The organism is Actinoplanes solisilvae, assembly GCF_003999975.1.
Classification (GTDB): Bacteria; Actinomycetota; Actinomycetes; order Mycobacteriales; family Micromonosporaceae; genus Actinoplanes; species Actinoplanes solisilvae.
Window position 1 is genome coordinate 177,920 of record NZ_RJAC01000020.1, and the last position, 16,716, is coordinate 194,635.

General features: G+C 69.4%; 17 protein-coding genes and 3 tRNA genes. 14 read left to right on the plus strand and 6 right to left on the minus strand.

What is annotated here, in order from left to right; all coding sequences use genetic code 11:
- Positions 1 to 17 precede the first annotated feature (17 nt).
- The gene (locus EER30_RS35885) at positions 18 to 407 is read left to right on the plus strand and encodes a hypothetical protein (RefSeq protein ID WP_127505369.1); all 390 of its coding nucleotides are present in this window, start codon (positions 18 to 20) and stop codon (positions 405 to 407) included.
- Here the strand turns inward: EER30_RS35885 and EER30_RS35890 are convergent.
- Both EER30_RS35890 and EER30_RS35895 read right to left on the minus strand, forming a co-directional pair.
- Positions 404 to 712 (minus strand): hypothetical protein, encoded by a 309-nt coding sequence (locus tag EER30_RS35890; protein ID WP_127505370.1) that lies wholly within the window; start codon positions 710 to 712, stop codon positions 404 to 406. The two genes, EER30_RS35885 and EER30_RS35890, sit on opposite strands and share 4 nt — an antisense overlap.
- 154 nt (positions 713 to 866) lie before the next feature.
- Positions 867 to 1,289 (minus strand): YybH family protein, encoded by a 423-nt coding sequence (locus tag EER30_RS35895; RefSeq protein ID WP_127505371.1) that lies wholly within the window; start codon positions 1,287 to 1,289, stop codon positions 867 to 869.
- Positions 1,290 to 1,386: 97 nt separating this feature from the next.
- Here EER30_RS35895 and EER30_RS49020 point away from each other — a divergent pair, with 97 nt between their 5' ends.
- Together EER30_RS49020 and EER30_RS35900 are read left to right on the plus strand one after the other, a co-directional pair.
- Positions 1,387 to 1,758, plus strand: a complete 372-nt coding sequence (locus EER30_RS49020) for a YciI family protein (RefSeq protein WP_164842600.1) — start codon at positions 1,387 to 1,389, stop codon at positions 1,756 to 1,758.
- Complete coding sequence (locus tag EER30_RS35900; RefSeq protein ID WP_240670501.1) at positions 1,746 to 2,936, plus strand: RNA polymerase sigma factor; 1,191 nt, start codon at positions 1,746 to 1,748, stop codon at positions 2,934 to 2,936. The genes EER30_RS49020 and EER30_RS35900 overlap by 13 nt, the downstream gene beginning before the upstream one ends.
- A 652-nt stretch (positions 2,937 to 3,588) precedes the next feature.
- On the opposite strand, the gene EER30_RS35905 is transcribed toward EER30_RS35900, so the two are convergent.
- The gene (locus tag EER30_RS35905; protein ID WP_127505373.1) at positions 3,589 to 4,086 is read right to left on the minus strand and encodes a MarR family winged helix-turn-helix transcriptional regulator; all 498 of its coding nucleotides are present in this window, start codon (positions 4,084 to 4,086) and stop codon (positions 3,589 to 3,591) included.
- Positions 4,087 to 4,203: 117 nt separating this feature from the next.
- Between EER30_RS35905 and EER30_RS35910 the strand changes: the two genes are divergently transcribed.
- Positions 4,204 to 5,031 (plus strand): NADP-dependent oxidoreductase, encoded by an 828-nt coding sequence (locus EER30_RS35910; RefSeq protein WP_127505374.1) that lies wholly within the window; start codon positions 4,204 to 4,206, stop codon positions 5,029 to 5,031.
- An 87-nt stretch (positions 5,032 to 5,118) separates the two neighbouring features.
- Here EER30_RS35910 and EER30_RS35915 read toward each other — a convergent pair whose 3' ends face one another.
- A complete protein-coding gene (locus EER30_RS35915; protein ID WP_127505375.1) occupies positions 5,119 to 6,444 on the minus strand; it encodes a cryptochrome/photolyase family protein in 1,326 nt (441 codons plus the stop codon).
- 1 nt (position 6,445) lies between these two features.
- Positions 6,446 to 7,333, minus strand: a complete 888-nt coding sequence (locus EER30_RS35920) for a phytoene/squalene synthase family protein (protein ID WP_127505376.1) — start codon at positions 7,331 to 7,333, stop codon at positions 6,446 to 6,448.
- Between the two features lie 66 nt (positions 7,334 to 7,399).
- On the opposite strand from EER30_RS35920, the gene EER30_RS35925 reads away from it, so the two are divergent.
- The 9 genes from EER30_RS35925 (at position 7,400) to EER30_RS35965 (ending at position 14,226) form a co-directional block, all read left to right on the plus strand.
- The gene (locus EER30_RS35925; RefSeq protein ID WP_127505377.1) at positions 7,400 to 8,530 is read left to right on the plus strand and encodes a polyprenyl synthetase family protein; all 1,131 of its coding nucleotides are present in this window, start codon (positions 7,400 to 7,402) and stop codon (positions 8,528 to 8,530) included.
- A gap of 25 nt (positions 8,531 to 8,555) precedes the next feature.
- On the plus strand, positions 8,556 to 10,037 hold the full coding sequence (gene crtI, locus EER30_RS35930) for a phytoene desaturase family protein (RefSeq protein ID WP_127505378.1): 1,482 nt from the start codon (positions 8,556 to 8,558) through the stop codon (positions 10,035 to 10,037).
- On the plus strand, positions 10,034 to 10,597 hold the full coding sequence (gene idi, locus EER30_RS35935) for an isopentenyl-diphosphate Delta-isomerase (protein WP_127505379.1): 564 nt from the start codon (positions 10,034 to 10,036) through the stop codon (positions 10,595 to 10,597). The genes crtI and idi overlap by 4 nt, the downstream gene beginning before the upstream one ends.
- Positions 10,587 to 11,480, plus strand: coding sequence for a MerR family transcriptional regulator (locus EER30_RS35940; protein ID WP_127505380.1), 894 nt, complete (start codon positions 10,587 to 10,589; stop codon positions 11,478 to 11,480). Before idi ends, EER30_RS35940 begins: the two co-directional genes overlap by 11 nt.
- 148 nt (positions 11,481 to 11,628) lie before the next feature.
- Positions 11,629 to 11,701, plus strand: a tRNA-Glu gene (locus tag EER30_RS35945).
- 96 nt (positions 11,702 to 11,797) lie between these two features.
- Positions 11,798 to 11,871: transfer RNA gene (locus EER30_RS35950), tRNA-Asp, on the plus strand.
- Between the two features lie 14 nt (positions 11,872 to 11,885).
- Positions 11,886 to 11,962 (plus strand) — tRNA-Phe (locus EER30_RS35955).
- Between the two features lie 174 nt (positions 11,963 to 12,136).
- Positions 12,137 to 13,345, plus strand: a complete 1,209-nt coding sequence (locus EER30_RS35960; RefSeq protein WP_127505381.1) for an NAD(P)/FAD-dependent oxidoreductase — start codon at positions 12,137 to 12,139, stop codon at positions 13,343 to 13,345.
- Entirely contained in the window at positions 13,342 to 14,226 is an 885-nt protein-coding gene (locus EER30_RS35965; protein ID WP_127505382.1) for an RNA polymerase sigma-70 factor, read from the plus strand. Before EER30_RS35960 ends, EER30_RS35965 begins: the two co-directional genes overlap by 4 nt.
- A gap of 120 nt (positions 14,227 to 14,346) precedes the next feature.
- Here the strand turns inward: EER30_RS35965 and EER30_RS35970 are convergent, their stop codons facing one another.
- Positions 14,347 to 15,363, minus strand: coding sequence for a serine hydrolase domain-containing protein (locus EER30_RS35970; protein ID WP_127505383.1), 1,017 nt, complete (start codon positions 15,361 to 15,363; stop codon positions 14,347 to 14,349).
- Between the two features lie 98 nt (positions 15,364 to 15,461).
- Between EER30_RS35970 and EER30_RS35975 the strand changes: the two genes are divergently transcribed.
- On the plus strand, positions 15,462 to 16,286 hold the full coding sequence (locus EER30_RS35975; RefSeq protein ID WP_349290902.1) for a Rieske (2Fe-2S) protein: 825 nt from the start codon (positions 15,462 to 15,464) through the stop codon (positions 16,284 to 16,286).
- The last annotated feature ends 430 nt before the right edge of the window (positions 16,287 to 16,716 follow it).

Sequence of the window (16,716 nt, forward strand, 5' to 3'; positions counted from 1 at the left end):
CACGTACCTTCTTTCACGTGACCGAGGTACCACAGCACGCTATCGACGACGCGGCACTCGTGCTCCAGAGTGCGCTGAGCGGCGACAGTGATGCGGTGGTCGGCACGTTCGACTCGGTCGTCGACCGCTCCGGCATCGTCGGGGCGTACGACGTCGCCTGGTGCCTCGCCGCCACGATGGTCGGCCAGGTGCCCTCCGGCGGCGCGTGGACGCTCGACTTCCCCGGCATCGACGACGCGCGCTACGACAAGCGCTGGGTGGCCCGCTTCGTCAGCGCCTACGTCAACGGCGACATTCCGACCGGTGAGGCGCTCTTCGGCGCCGCGATCGCCGACGGGCAACTGCCCGACTGCCTGCTAGCGCTGGCCGGCTCGACGGTGGCGACGCTGCGCCACCGAGCCGCCTAACGACTCTTCAGATAGAGCGCCTTGGCATATTGGGCGGCTGCCGCCTCGTTGTACATCGACGCCAGCGACATGTAGAACTCGTGATCGGCCAGCGCGGCCTGCGCCTGCGCGGTGCTCTTCCACCGGATGCTGGCGTCGACCTCGGACAGGCCACGCGCCTTGAACTGCCGCCGCATCGCCACCCGCCCCAACCGGAACGCCTCCTGCGCCTCCTCGGCGTTCTTCATCGCGGCGAAGGCTTTCTCGCTCAACGCCTCCGCCATGCTCCAGGCCGCCTGTTCGGCCGCGTTGGTGAAAGTCAGCACGCCGTCCTCCTCGCCCCGCCAGACTCGCCAAGATCGATATGCGTTGTTGTTCGAGAACCTGACAACACTCTTATCGACGGGGCAGCGGCCTACAAGGTCTGCGCGCATGGTCGACAAACGCCGGGCCCCTTCTTCAGGCCCGGCGTCCGGCTCATCAGGGCTTGAGGTCGACAGCGGCGGCGAAGGAGCCGTCCATCAGGAACGGCACCGACTCGTGCTCGTGGACGACCAGCCAGCGCCCGTCCACGCGGCGCAGACCGATCGTCACCCGGTACCACAGCGTGAACGAGTCGGTCGTGCCCTTCGGCGTCGCGCTCATCGAGTCGATGCTGGTCGCGAAGGCCACATCGCCGTCCGCCGTGATCTCGAGCTGGGTCACTTCCCGGCGCGGCGGCGCCTCGAAGGTGGCGAGCCACTGCTCCACCGGGGTCGGGTCGCCGCTGTCGACCCGTTCGCCCAGCGGAGGGGCCAGGCTGTAAAGAACGACCTCGGGCGCGGCGTAGGCCAGGAACCCCCGTACGTCGCCCTCGCTGAGCCGGGCGGCCCGGCCCTCGATCACCTCTCGGATCTCGCGCATCTCTGACTCCTATCCCAGAAACTTCCGGCTGCTGGTGACCGAGACGTCGAAGCCGGCGGCCCGGTTTCGACATGCTGGTGAGAGAAGGAGATGAGCCATGAAATATCTGATCCTCATTCAGTCGAACGAGCGCAGCCTCGCCGTCTGGGACGCGATGTCCGACGACGAGCGCACGACCTTCGGCCGCGACCATCTGACCCTCAACGAAGAGATGGCCGAGGCGGGGGTGCTCGTGGCCGCCGAAGGGCTGGCCGACCCGTCGCTGGCCCGCTTCGTCTCGGTCCGCGGCGGCGAGACGATCGTCTCGGACGGCCCCTTCGCCGAGGTCAAGGAGCACCTCGCCGGCTTCTATCTGATCGACTGCCCGACGCCCGAGGACGCGTTCGCGTGGGCGGCCAAAGTTCCCGATGCGGCCAACACCGAGGTCGAGGTACGCCCCGTGCTCGACATGAGCGGGTGGGAGTTCTGACCCCGGTCGAAGAGGTGCTTCGCGCGGCCGCGCCGCAGGTGCTGGGCGCGGTGGTGCGTCGCTACGGCGACTTCGACAGCAGTGAGGACGCCGTGCAGGAAGCCCTGCTGGCGGCCGCACGCCAGTGGCCGGCCGAGGGCGTGCCCGACAACCCGCGCGCCTGGTTGATCCGGGTCGCCTCGCGCCGGCGCATCGAACTGCTGCGCAACGACGAGGCACGCCGTCGACGTGAGGCGCTGCCGCCCGACCCGGCCCCCGAAGTACGAGGTGACGACGAGCTCACGCTGCTGGTGCTCTGCTGCCATCCGGCCCTGACGGCGGCGTCGCAGGTGGCGTTGACCCTGCGCGCGGTCGGCGGCCTGGGCACGGCCGAGATCGCTCGCGCGCTGCTGGTGCCGGAAAGCACGGTCGGCCAGCGGATCAGCCGAGCGAAGAAGAAGCTCCAAGGCGCCCGCTTCGTGCTCCCCGACAATCTTGAAGAGCGACTGCCCGGCGTACGGCAGGTGTTGTATCTGATCTTCAATGAGGGCCACACGGCCAGCTCGGGAACGTCACTGCACCGCGTCGAGTTGAGCGCCGAGGCGATCCGGCTGACCCGGCAGTTGCACGCGCGGCTCCCAGCCGACGGCGAAGTAGCCGGACTTCTCGCGCTGATGCTGCTCACCGACGCACGCCGCCCGGCCCGCACCCGCCCCGACGGTGCCCTCGTGCCCCTGGCCGACCAGGACCGTACGTTGTGGGACAGCGCGGCGATCGCCGAAGGCATCACGATCGTGACCGCCGCGCTGCGCGACACCGCGATCGGTCCGTTCCAGGTGCAGGCCGCGATCGCCGCCGTGCACGCCGAAGCTGCGGCCGCCGCGGACACCGACTGGGAGCAGATCCTCGCGCTCTATCGGGTGCTGCACGTGCTCGCCCCCGGCCCGATGGTGACGCTGAACCGGATCGTCGCGCTCGCCGAGGTCGACGGCCCGCTGGTCGGTCTGCGGGAGCTTTCCCTCGCCGCCCGCGACCCGGCGCTGGCCGATCACCACCGCGTCTCCGCCGTCCGAGCCCACCTGCTCGAACGCGCCGGCGACGCGACGGCCGCCCGCGCCGAGTATCTGGTGGCCGCCCGCCGCACCCTCAGCCTGCCGGAACGCCGCTACCTCGAACTCCGCGCGTCCCGCCTGCGATAGCCGCCCATGCCGCTGCCCCTGGACCCAGGCTCACGAGGGCGATCTCGAGCATCCACGGCGTTCCGAAGGACCAGTGCCGGGATGGCGCCGACGTTCAACAGCGGCGTAGCCACCAAGGATCATCGTCCGGCGTCTGCGGATCATGATGAGTGCGCCTGAGTAAGGCGTTATCCAAGCAGTCGATGACGGCTCGGAGCTCCCGCGCGGCATGGGCGGGCAGCATGGCAACCGTCTCTTCCAAGCGCGCCCGTGCCCAGCCCTCGCCGCAACACGAACATGTGAACTCCGCTTCCCATGGCTTCCACCGCCGCCGAGTGCCGTGAGCATGGACGCTCCAAACGCTCACCGCAGCAGCTACCACTCCCGGCGACCAGAGCCGCCCCTCCAGCAGACGGACAGCAGCGTTGGCGCGGCCGGACAACCCAGGAACGTCGCGATAGCGGATCCATGGGCTTCGTGCGATCGACGAACGGCGACGCAGCAATCCAGGCGCTCTACGAGGCACAGCCCCTTCTGTGAAGTGTCACGCCGCCGATCATCCCACAGGTACCAACGCCTGGCGGCCCGCCAGCCCTTGGCGCGGTCATTCGCGAATGAAGCCATCGCACTGTCGACGAGGGTTGAACCCCGTTGTCCATAGCCTGCGCGCGGGCTACTCGGGGTTGCGTTTGCGGGGGGCTGACTTTCGGGGGGCGGCTGATCTGGGTGGCTCGGCGCGCAGATGGTCTCGTATGCGGGTCATGATCTCGCCCAAGGCGTCGACGTCGTCGTCGGTCAGCTGGGCGAAGAGCAGGCGCTGGGCCACGTCGACGTGGCCGGGGAGGACCTGGTCGATGCGGGCGCGGCCGGCGTCGGTGATCGTCACGAGGGTGGCGCGGTCGTCGCGGGGGTCGGGGGCGCGGGTGACCAGGCCGGCCTTTTCGAGCTGGCCCGCCTGATAGGTGAGGCCGGAGCGGCTGTAGACGACGCTGTCCGCCAGCTCGGTCATCGTCAGTTGCCCGTTCGCGCCGATGAGCCGCATCAGCAGCTGGAACTGGATGTCGCTGAGGTCGCCGTCGGCGCGGAGCTGCTGCTCGACGGCGTGCTGGAAGAGGTTCACCGCCTCGATCAGCGCGAAGTAGGTCCCCAGCTGGCGGGGTTGCAAGGGCATGCCCGAAGGCTACCGCTGCGAACTCGAAGCATCGTGACGAGCACCATATTGCTTCGAATTCGTAGCGAGAGGATGCTTCGAAGTCGTAGCAAGACGACACAACGACGGAGGCCCACCATGAAGGCAGTGCGTTTCCACGATTACGGCGACAGCAAGGTCCTGCGCTACGAAGAGGTGCCCACTCCCGTCCCCGGCCCGGGTGAGGTGCTCGTCAAGATCGCCGGCAGCGCGTTCAACCCGGTCGACGACGGCATTCGAGGTGGCTACCTGCAGCAGGTGTTCCCCGTCGACCTGCCGCACGTTCCCGGCATCGAATTGTCGGGCACGGTTGCTCTGAGCGCGGCCGGGTGGCCGGCAGGCGAGCCCGTCATCGCGCTCCTCTCGATGACCGCTCCGGGCTCGGCGGCCGAATATGCGCTGGTGCCCGCCGAGGCGTTGGTGCGCGCACCCCGTACGGTCGATCTCGCCGACGCCGCGGCCCTGCCCTCGTCGGCCCTGACCGCGTGGCAGGTCCTTTTCGAGCACGCCAAGTTGCAGAAGGGGCAGACCGTCCTGATCAACGGTGCCGGTGGTGCCGTCGGCGGCTATGCCGTGCAACTCGCCAAGCAGGTCGGCGCCGTCGTCACCGCGACCGCGAGCAAGCGCAGCGCTGACCGGCTGCGGGCCCGCGGCGCCGACCACCTGATCGACTACACCGCCGAGCCGCTCAGCGGGCAGTTCGACGTGGTGGTGAACCTGGTAGCCACCGAGGCGCCGGGTTTCAACACAGCCGGACCGAACATCAACGTCTTCCTGCGGCCCGACCCGGCCCGGCTCGCCGATCTGGTCGCCCGCGTCGACGCCGGTGAGCTGGTCATCGACGTCGCCGAGCGCCGCCCGCTGAAGGATCTCGCAGCCGTGCATGACAACCCGGCCGGCGGGGGAAAGAGCGTCCTGCTGCCGTGAAGGGTGCGGGGCCCGTCGACCTGACGTTATGACGGACGCAACAGCCGCCGGGCCCCGCTGAGACCCGCCCGGGCGTACCGGGCGGGGTCACGGCCGCAGCCACACCGCCTCATCTCGATGTGACTCGAGCGGCCCCGGGTAGTCAAGGCCGCGCCGGACCTCGTCCGGCAGGCGCCAGGGCTGGTGCACGGCGCCGCCCTCGACTCCCTTGAGTTCGGGAACGTAGCGCCGAACGTACACGCCTTCGGGGTCGAACCGCTGCGCCTGACGGATGGGATTGAACTTCCGATAGGGCCGGGTGTCGTTGCCGGTGCCGGCCACCCACTGCCAGTTGCCCGAGTTGTTCGGCACGTCACCGTCGAGCAACCAGCGGAAGAACCACTGCACTCCGGCCCGCCAGTCGAGGCCGAGGTGCTTGGTCAGGAACGCGGCGGTGATCAGCCGGGCCCGGTTGTGCATCCAGCCCTCGGCGCGCAATTGGCGCATGCCGGCGTCGACGACGGGAACTCCGGTCAGCCCGTCCTGCCAATGCTGCAGCGCGTCGGCGTCGTCGCGCCACGAGGTGTCGCCGGCGGGCCTGATCGGCTTGGTCGACAACGCCGGGAACGTCAGCGCGACCTGGTAGTAGAAGTCGCGCCAGCAGAGCTGCCGCGCATACTCCTCGGCCTCCTGCTTGATCGCGGCGTTGGCCAGCTCCAAAGGCGACAGACAACCGAACCTGAGGTACGGGCTGAGCCTGCTCGTCCCGTCGTCGGCCATCGCGTCGTGCAACTCCGGGTACGGCCCGATGTGCCGCAACCAGGAGGCCAGCCGTCGTCGTGCCTCGGTCTCGCCGCCCTCCGCCGCGTCCGGTGACTCACCCGCGGGCAGCGCGGGCAGTTGTCCGACTGTGACTCCGCCCGGCATCGTGATCGAGCGTGGGGTCGCCACCTCGTCGCGCCATTTCGCGGCGCGCCACGACCGGTGATAGGGCGAGAACACCTTGTACGAGTCGCCACCCCCGCCCGGCCGCAGCTCACCCGGGTCGACGACGGTCAGGCCGGGGAACAGCCGCAACGCGATCCGGTGCCGTTCACACTCCTGTCGCAGCCGCTCCTCGCGCCGCTTGGCGTAGGCGCTGACGTCGGCGGCCAGCGCGATCCCCTCCGCGTCGACCGACCGAGTGAGTTCGACCGCCTCGGCCACCGGGTCGCCCGTACGGATCACCAGGTCGCCGCCCCGCTCGCGCAGCGCCGAGCGCAGGTCGGCCAGCGACTGGTGCAGGAAGCGGGTGCGGTTGGCCGAGAGCCGGCCGAGCGGCGGGTCGAGCACATAGAGCGGCACGACCTGCTCGGCGTTGGCGCATGCGGCGGCGAGCGCCGGGTTGTCCCGTATGCGCAGGTCGCGGGTGAAGAGCACGACGGCCGTACGCATCTCAGGCCCCCGTCCGCACCGGCACGCCGGGCTTGGTGAGCAGGCTGCGCATCGCGACCGACGCCCGGCGCCGGTTGGGCACGGTGGCGCGGCGGCTGAAGACGTCGTAGTCGTTCGCCTCGATCTCGTTGAGGATGCCGCCGTAGAGGGCGAACGCCGTACGCATGCAGGCCTGTGAGGCGGGGTCGAGCATGACGATGCCGGGGGCGGCGGCCGCGTAGTGCTCGCGAGCGACCCCCACCTCGTACCGGATGAGCTCTCGGACGGGCGGCGTGACCAGGCCACGGGCGAGGTCGTCGTCGGTGACACCGAAGCGGTTGAGGTGTGATTCGGGCAGGTAGACGCGGCCGCGCTCGAGATCCTCGGCGATGTCGCGGATGAAGTTGGTGAGCTGGAAGGCGAAGCCGAGCTGGCGGGCCGGCTCGCGCGCGGCGGCCGGGTCGCTCGAACCGAGGATCGGCAGCATCATCGTGCCGATAACGGCGGCCGAGCCCTCCATGTAGTCGAGAAGATCGTCATAGGTCGCGTACGACGTCTCCGTGAGATCCATCGCCATGCAGCGCAGAAATGTCGCGAAATCGTCGACGGCCAGGTCGAATACGGCGATGGTGTGCAGCACCGCGGGCAGCAGCGGGTCGTCGACCGGCTCGCCCCGCAGGCCGGCGACGAAGGCGGCCGACCACTGCGTCAACCTCTCGGCGCGAGCAATTGGTGGGAGATCCGAGGTTTCATCGACGATTTCGTCGGCATACCGGGTGAAGCCGTAGAGCGCGTGGACATGCCGGTGCTTCCAGGCCGGGAGGAGCTTCGTGGCCAGGTAATAGGTGCGGCCGTGGCGCTTGTGCAGCTCTCGGCACCGCTCGTAGGCCGCGGTCAGATCGGTTTCCACGGGCTCCTCCGGAGAAAATCGACGCACGAATCGACGCAACTTCAAAGCAAGGGTACGGTACTACTCGTGGCCAACGACACGCTCGAGGGAAACAGGCAGCTGGGCATACCCCGTCAGGGGGCGTCCCCACACGCGCTGATCGACGCGATCGACGGCACCCTCGCCGACTTTCTGGCCGCCCAGATCGCGTCGCTCGACTCGATCGACCCGGCCCTGGGCCGCTTCGCCCGCACCGCTCGCGGTCTGGTGCTCGCCGGCGGCAAGAGGCTGCGCCCGGTCTTCGCCTACTGGGGCTGGCGCGGCGCCGCCGGACCCGGCGAGCCGGTCGAGCCGGCGCTGCCCGCCTTCGCCGCGCTCGAGCTGCTGCACACGTTCGCGCTGGTGCACGACGACGTGATGGACGGGTCGGCCACCCGCCGCGGCCTGCCGACCGCCCACCGCATCTTCGCCGGTCAGCACGAGAGCGACCTCAGCATCGGAGATTCCGACCGGTTCGGTTCGGCCGCCGCGATCCTCGTCGGCGACCTCTGCCTCGTCTGGGCCGACCAGCTGCTGGCCCGCGCCGGCAACCCGCCCGCCGTCCGCGCCTACTACGACCGCATGCGCGTCGAGGCGATCGCCGGGCAATATCTCGACATTCTCGGCGAAAGCCAGCCCAGCGCCTGGTCGACCGAGCGCGCCCTGCTCGTCGCCCGGCACAAGACCGCCAGTTACACCGTCCAGCGCCCGCTGCAGTTCGGTCTGGCTCTGACCGGCCTCACCCAACCGCAGACCGAGGAGGCGTACGGAAAATACGGCCTCGCGGTCGGCGAGGCGTTCCAGCTTCGCGACGACCTGCTGGGTGTTTACGGCGATCCCGCGGTTACCGGCAAACCGGCCAGCGACGACCTGCGTACCGGAAAGCCCACCGCTCTGCTGATGCTCGCGCACAAGCTCGCGACTCCTGAGCAACGCGCCGAGCTCGCCCTCGACTCCGCCGGAGCCATCAACCCCGCCGATGGCTCCGGCGGCCCCGAACCGCTGATCGAGCGGCGTGCCAAGCTGATCGCCGAGACGGGAGCGCCGGCCCGGGTCGAGGCGATGATTCAGGAACGGGTGGCCGACGGCATCGCCGCGCTGGCCGGCGCCCCGATCCACGAGGATGCCCGCGCGGCCCTCATCGAACTTGCGGTCCGTGTCACGCACCGCCCGGCATGATGTCCACCCGGAGGTGCACTCAACTATGCGAACAGTGACGGGACGCACCGATCACGTGGTCGTGGTCGGCGCCGGACTGGGCGGGCTCGCCTGCGCCCTGCATCTGGCCGCGGCCGGCCGGCAGGTGACGGTCGTCGAGCGCGAGGCCGTCCCCGGCGGCCGGGCGGGCAAGCTCAGCCTTCAGGGCTACGAGTTCGACACCGGTCCGACCGTGCTGACGATGCCGGAACTGATCGCCGAGCCGCTCGCCGCCGTCGGCGAGAACCTGAGCGACTGGCTCGAACTCACGCCGCTCGACCCGGCCTACCGGGCCTATTATCCCGACGGTTCGACGCTCGACGTGCGCACCGACACCGTACGGATGGCGGCCGAGATCTCCCGGGTCTGCGGCCCCCGCGAGGCCGACGGCTACCTGCGCTTCGTCGATTTCGCCCGGCAGCTCTGGCGCCTCGAGCGCAACGCCTTCATCGACCGCAATCTCGACACCCCGGTCGACCTGCTCAACCTCAACCTGCTCAAGCTGCTGGGCATGGGCGGGTTCCGCCGCCTCCAACCCAAGATCAACCAATATTTCCGAGACCCCCGTACGCAGCGCATCTTCTCGTTCCAGGCGATGTACGCGGGACTCGCGCCGCACGACGCGCTCGCCATCTACGCCGTGATCGCCTATCTCGACTCGGTCGCCGGCGTCTTCTTCCCCAAGGGCGGCATGCACGCCGTGCCCCGCGCGCTCGCCGGCGCGGCCGAGAAACACGGCGTCACCTTCCGCTACGAGACCACGGTCACCGACGTCGAGACGGCCAACGGCCGGGCCACCGCCGTGATCACCGCGGACGGCTCACGGATCCCGGCGGACGTGGTCGTACTCAACCCCGACCTGCCGATCGCCAAACGCGATCTTCTCCCCCCGGCCCGGCAGCGACGCCTGCGATATTCGCCCTCGTGCGTGGTTCTGCACCTCGGCTCCCGCCAGGGCTACAGCAAGATCGCGCACCACAACATCCACTTCGGATCGAAATGGCGCGGCACGTTCGACGAGGTCATCCGCCAGGGGCTGCTGATGAGCGACCCCTCGCTGCTGGTGACCAACCCCACCCGCACCGATCCGTCGGGCGCCCCAGCCGGACGGCACAGTTACTACGTGCTTGCACCGACACCTAATCTGGTCGCCGGTCCGATGGACTGGCGTGGCGGCCTGGCCGAGAGATACGCGGCTTCGCTCGTCCGCACTCTGGAACAGCGCGGTTACGTCGGCTTCGGCGACGGCATCGAAGTGCAACAGATCATCACCCCCGCAGACTGGGAGGATCAGGGTATGGCCGCCGGCACCCCGTTCGCGGCGGCGCACACGTTCGGCCAGACCGGGCCGTTCCGCCCCGCCAATCTGCACCCCGGCCTCGACAACGTGGTCTTCACCGGCTCGGGCACCCAGCCCGGTGTGGGCGTACCCATGGTGTTGATCTCGGGCAAGCTGGCCGCCGCTCGCGTCACCGGGCGGGCGTCGTGACCGCCCGCGAGGAACACCTCGTCGAACTGGTCGACGCCGAAGGCCGAGCACTCGGCACGGCCACCGTCGCCGACTCCCACCGGGCGCCGGGCCGGCTGCACCGCGCGTTCTCGGTCTTCCTGCGCGACGAGTTCGGGCAGGTGCTGCTCCAGCAGCGCGCCGCGGTCAAGACCCGCTTCCCGCTGCGCTGGGCCAACACCTGCTGCGGGCACCCCCTGCCGGGCGAGCCGCTGCAGATCGCGGCCGGCCGCCGCCTGATCGAAGAGGTCGGGATCGCCGACGTGACCCTCAGCGAGGTCGGCGTCTACGCCTACTACGCGGAAGACCCAGCCACCGGCCGCGTCGAATACGAGTACGACCACGTGCTCGTGGGCGACCTGCCCGCCGGCGTGCACCCCATGCCCGACCCGGACGAGGTCGCCGACCTGCGCTGGGCGCCGGTGCCGACGCTCCTCGCCGAGATCGAGAGCGACTCCCGGGCGTACGCGCCCTGGCTCCTCGGGGTGACCCAGCGCCTCGCCGGTGTCACCGGCGTCGTCGTCCAGCCCGATGGCCGTTGAAGGACTGACCGCCGGCGCCGTCGCCCGCCGCCTCGGAGTGGCGGTCACGACCCTGCGCACCTGGCACCAGCGGTACGGCCTCGGGCCGAGCGAACACGTCCCCGGACACCACCGTCGCTACACCGAGCAGGACCTCGACCGCCTCGAGGTGATGCGCCGGCTGACCGCCCAGGGCGTCGCCCCCGCCGAAGCAGCCGCGTGGGCCCGGCGCGCCCCCACCGACATGCTGACCCCGGCACCCGCCCGGGACGGCGGCGGACACACGATCGCCGTCGGCCCGGCCTCACCCGCGGCCCGCGGACTGGCCCGCGCCGCCATGCGCCTGGACGCGCCCGCGATGCGGGACATCGTCGAGGTGGTGGTTCTTGACCACGGGGTGATCGAAGCCTGGAACGAAGTTGCCATGCCGGTGCTGATCGGCATCGGCGAACGCTACGAGGCCACCTCGCGCTACATCGAGGTCGAGCACCTGCTCTCCCGCGCGATCACCGAAGTGCTGGCCTCGGTGCCCCGCCCCGATCGCACGGCGATCCCCCGGGTGCTGCTCGCCGCCGTCGACGAGGAACAGCACACGCTGCCGCTGGAGGCCCTGGCCGCCGCACTGGCCGAGGTCGGCGTCGCCAGCCGGCTGCTGGGCGCTCGCGTGCCCCCGGCCGCCCTGGCCGAGGCGATCGCGCGCACCGGCCCCGCCGTGGTCGTGCTTTGGTCGCAGACGCCCGCGACGGCCGACGTTCTCCAGCTCGCCCAGGTGGCCGATGGGCCTCATCCGCCGCTGCTGACCGCCGCCGCCGGACCTGGTTGGCACGGCCCGTTTCCTCCCGGAGTGGCCCAGCTCACGAACCTCGCCGAGGCCGTAGAAGCCGTCCAAGCCGCCGCCTGCTGACGTTTCCGCAGGTCATGGCGGTGCCGCACGGAAGGGGATACCGATTTGAAGCGGGGTCGGTGGATCACGTATGCTTTCCAAGCCTCAAGCGGGGGCCCGGTTGGGGTCAAGCCGCAAAGCATTGCAGACGTGCAATACTTGCGGAGTTGCCCTCATCGTCTAGTGGCCCAGGACGCCGCCCTTTCAAGGCGGTAGCACGGGTTCGAATCCCGTTGGGGGTACTGGTAAGTTAGCGGCAAGCAACCGCTAAGCTAGCCGGGCAGTAAAGAGCAAGGCAGTACGGAACGGCAAGACAGCGAGGAACGGTAAGACAGCAAGGTCCTGTGGAGCAGTTGGAGTGCTCGCCGCCCTGTCAAGGCGGAGGTCGCGGGTTCAAGTCCCGTCAGGACCGCAAGAAACATGCAAGGCCAGGTAGCTCAGTTGGTACGAGCGTCCGACTGAAAATCGGAAGGTCGGCGGTTCGACCCCGCCCCTGGCCACCAGGCCTCTCGCCGGGCTCTGAGCACCGTCCACCTGCGGAAACGCACGGTGGACGTTTTGCTTTTCCGGATCTTTCCCGCGGACGCTCTCGTCGTCAGCGGAAGACCTGATTTTCCGATGTCACATCCGCGTGCGCCGCGGTGTCTTGGGGTCAAACCTTCGAAAGAGGAGTGGCCATGTCGGAGAACACCAAGGTCATCGTGGTTGGCGGCGGGTACGCGGGCCTGATGGCGGCCAACCGGCTCACGCAGCGCGACGACGTGTCGGTGACCCTGATCAACCCACGCGCGGAATTCGTCGAGCGGATCAGGCTGCATCAGCTGGTCGGCGGGTCGGATGACGCGCTCGTCGAATACCGCGACATTCTCGCCGGGCCCGTCCAGCTGCTGGTCGACACCGTGACGACCATCGACGCGGCCGAGCGCCACGCGGTGCTGGCCGGCGGCGGCACCCTCGACTACGACTACCTGGTCTACGCCGCCGGCAGTGGCAGCGGCACCCCGGCCGTCCCCGGCGCGGCCGAGCACGCCTACCCGATCTCCACCCTGGAGCAGGCCCGAAAACTGCAGCCGGTGATCGCGGCCGCGCCGGCCTCGGCCCCGCTGACCGTCGTGGGCGCCGGGCCGACCGGCCTGGAAACCGCGTCCGAGCTGGCCGAACTGGGCCGTAGGGTGACCCTCGTCTGCGGCAAGGTGCTCGGCCCCTACCTGCACCCGAAGGCCCGGCGCGCGGTGGCCAAACGGCTCGTCAAACTCGGCGTGACCATCATCGAGGGCGGCGACGCGCGGGTGGCCACCATGACCGCCGACGCGGTGCAGCTCGCGGACGGCCGTGAACTGCCCAGCGCCGTGACTATCTGGACCGCGGGTTTCAGCGTGCCGGACCTCGCCGTTCGCAGCGGCCTCAGCACCGATTCGCTCGGGCGCCTGCTCACCGACGAGACGCTCACGAGCGTGGACGACCCGCGCATCATCGCGGCCGGCGACTCCGCGTCGCCGTCGGGCCTGCCGGTGCGCATGAGCTGCCAGTCCGCGATGCAGATCGGTCCGCAGGCCGCCGAGACGGTGCTGAACCGGATCGCCGGCAAGCAGCCGCGCCACTTCGACGTCGGGTTCTTCGGCGAGTGCATCAGCCTCGGCCGCGGGGCCGGCGTCGTCCAGGTCGCGCGCAAGGACGACACCGTGACCAAGGCGTTCTACGAGGGCACCAAGTCGATGGCCACCCTCAAGGAGGGCGTCTGCAAGAGCACCATCTGGCAGTTGAAGCTCGAGGCTCGCCGCCCCGGCTCGATCAACCTGTGGTTCAAGGACCGCAGCCGCGCCGAGACCGTACGCCGCGCCAAGACCGAGACCGAGACCGAGACCGCGCCTGCGGTGCCCCGATGAGCGACCCGGCGACCGACGCGTTCGTCGCCCACCGGAACCTGCTCTTCACCGTCGCCTACGAGATCCTCGGATCGGCCGCCGACGCCGAGGACGTGCTGCAGGAGTCCTGGCTGCGGTGGATCAAAGTCGATCTGGACCAGGTACGGGATCAGCGCGCCTACCTGATCCGGATCGCCACCCGCCAGTCACTCAACCGCATCCGCACCATGCAACGGCGCAAAGAGGCGTACGTGGGCTCGTGGTTGCCCGAACCGCTGCTGACCGCGCCCGATTCGGCGGCCGACGTCGAGCTGGCCGAGAGCGTGTCGATGGCGATGATGCTGGTCCTCGAGACGCTCTCGCCGACCGAACGCGCCGTCTTCGTGCTGCGTGAGGTGTTCGACATCAGCTATGACGAGATCGCCGCGGCGGTCGAGAAGACCCCGGCCGCCGTACGCCAGATCGCGCACCGCGCTCGGCAACACGTCGACGCCCGTCGCCCCCGTACGGTGGTCTCGCCGGGCGAGAGGCGGGAGGTGCTGGCGGCGTTCCAGCGCGCGGTCGAGACCAGTGACCTGCAAGGTTTGCTGGACGTGCTCGCGCCCGAGGTGGTCGTGGTCAGCGACGGCGGTGGCGTGAAGCTGACCGCACTGCGCCCGATCGTCGGGGTCGAGAAGGCGATCCGCCTGTTCTTCGGCAGCATGCAGAAGGTCGGGGGCACGCTGAGCGCCGAGCCGACCGTGATCAACGGGAACCCGGCGCTGCTGTTCCGCTTCGACGGGGAGATCGACGGGGTCGCCGCGCTGCGGATCGACGACGGCCGGGTCAGCGGCATCTACTACGTGCGCAACCCTGAGAAGCTGTCCCGGATCGAGGCGGAAACCCCGCTCACAGTGCGCTGATGGCCGCGGAAACGGCCGCGAGAATGCCGGACACCAGCCATGTCCGCTCGCGGCCGCCTCACTGTGAACCCTCTTCCGCGCTGGTCAGAATCGGGCGCGAACAGCCGCACCTGAGAAGTTTCAGCGAGGCAGTGCGGCGTCGATCCGGTCGAGCGCCGCGAAATCACCGAGACGCCTGGTCACGTACGCGATGGCCAGGCCGCGCGCCGGGTCGGCGTAGCCCGCCGAGCCGCCCAGTCCGCCGTGGCCCCAGGTGCCGTCCGGTTCGAGTTGCACGCCCAGACCCCAGGTCGTCTCCTCGCCGATGAACAGGTCGGGGCCGGTGAACTGCGGCACCGCCAGCGAGGGCAGTGAACCGTCGAGGATCGCGGCGTAGAAACGGGCGATGCCGGTGGCGCTCGCGTGCAGATTGACCGCGGGCACGGTCGCCTGACGCCAGGCGGTGCTGTTGACGACGGACAGGTCCCGGGCGCCCTCCGGGTTGCTGATCGCCCGCGACTTCGGCGAATCAGGCTCGCCCGCGTTGCGCTGGGGCCAGTCGGGGCGGTCGAACTCGAGATCGGCACAGCGTGCGAGGTCGGCATCGGCGAGCGCGAATCCGAAATCGAAACCGAGCTCCTCCGCGACGAACCGCGCAGGAGGCCGACCGTCGACGCGGCGCACCAATTCACCGACCAGATGGCCGTACGTCAAGGCGTGCTCGGCGGCCACCGTGCCCGGCTCCCATTCCGGCGAGGTCGCGGCCAGGTCGCCGCAGAGCAGGTCCCAGTCGCTGAAGGCGGAGGCCGTACGCGGAACCGGGAAGAAGGGAAGGCCCGCAGTGTGGGACAGGACCTGGCGTACGGAGGCTGGGGTCTGGAAAGACGTCCAATAGGTGGACATCAGCGCATCGAGATCGACCAGGCCACGAGCGACCAGAATCATCGCGGCCATGGCGATCACGGGCTTTCCGGTCGAATACACATTGACCAGAGTGTTCGGCTGCCACGGCGCGGTGCGGGCCTCGTCGCGCCAGCCCTCGACCAGCTCGACCACCGGCTCGCCGTCCCGCAGCACGGTCAGCGCCGAGCCTCCGCGTGGCTCGATGGCAAACGCCTCGCCGACCGCCGCGAAACCCGGTGCGATGAATCCGTCCATGAACGGCACCATAAGTGTCTGACGCTCAATCTGTGCCGTAGACCATGCCTCCCTTCGGGTTTCGTCGCTCTCCGTCGGGGAATCGCGACGGAATGCAGATGCTCAGCCGGCTCGAGGAGGCACGCTCGCTCGACGGCGTGACCGACAAACTGCAGGCAGCGGTGTCCGCCGTGGTGAAACCCCGGTGGCTGCGCGACCTGCTGCACGGCACGCCCCAGGGTCACCCGTTGCACCCGGTGCTGGTGCAGGTGCCGGTAGGAGCGTTCATCTCGGCGGCCGTCCTCGACCTGGTGCCGGGCGGCCACCGATCGGCGACCACGCTGATCGGTGTCGGCACGGCCAGCGTCGCCCCGGCTGTGGCTGCCGGCCTGGTCGACTGGTCGGAGCTCACCAGGGACCGCCAGCGGCTGGGCCTGGTGCACGCAACCGTGAACGTGGTGGGAGTCAGCTTCTATGCGGCCTCGCTCGTCGCCCGCCTGCGTGGGGGCTCCGGGCGAGCGTTGAGCTTCGCGGGACTGACGGTGATCAGCCTCGGTGCCCATCTGGGCGGCCATTTGTCGTACGCCCTGGGTGGCGGGGTCAGTCACGCGGCGACCGAGATGCCGCGTGTGCCGGATGACTGGACGTCGGTCGGGGAGCTGTCGACGCTGCCGGAGCGGAAGCCCGCGGTGCGGACGGTCGGCGATGTGCCGGTGCTGCTGTACCGCGACGGGCAGACCGTGACGGCGATGGTGGAGCGATGCGGTCATGAAGGCGGCCCGCTCGGTGAGGGCGCCGTTGAGGAGGATTGCGTTGTCTGCCCCTGGCACGGGAGCACCTTCCGGCTGCGGGACGGCGTGGTTGTGCACGGGCCGGCGGCCGCGGATCAGCCCCTGCTGCGAGTCCGGGTGCGCGACGGCGCTGTCGAGGTTGCCCATCCCTGATCGTTCGCCAGGCGGCCTTACTGTCGTTTCTCCGTGTTGACCTGGGCATATGCGAGGTACGGGTACCCGATTTGGAGCCCCAGGAACGTCCGTGTAATCTTTTCCAGGCCAGCAGGGAAACGGGCGAGGCAGCGGAGAGATCCGCAGCGGCCGTCCTGCTAAATCCTAGGAAACACGGAACGCAGCGACGCTGCGCGCCTCGAATCCGGGAGGCACTAGGACGAAGAGGCACCAACCGGGAGAAACCGGTTGACAACGCCAGGAAGACCTAGTAAAGTTGAGCGAGTGCCCCGGAGCAGTAAGCCGGGAGCGGTTGTTCTTTGAGAACTCAACAGGGTGCTTGATAAGCCAGTGCCAATTAGTAATACCCCGGCCGGCTTGCCTCGTTTTGCGGGGTCAAGTTTGGTGGGAGATTCCTTTGGCAACATTT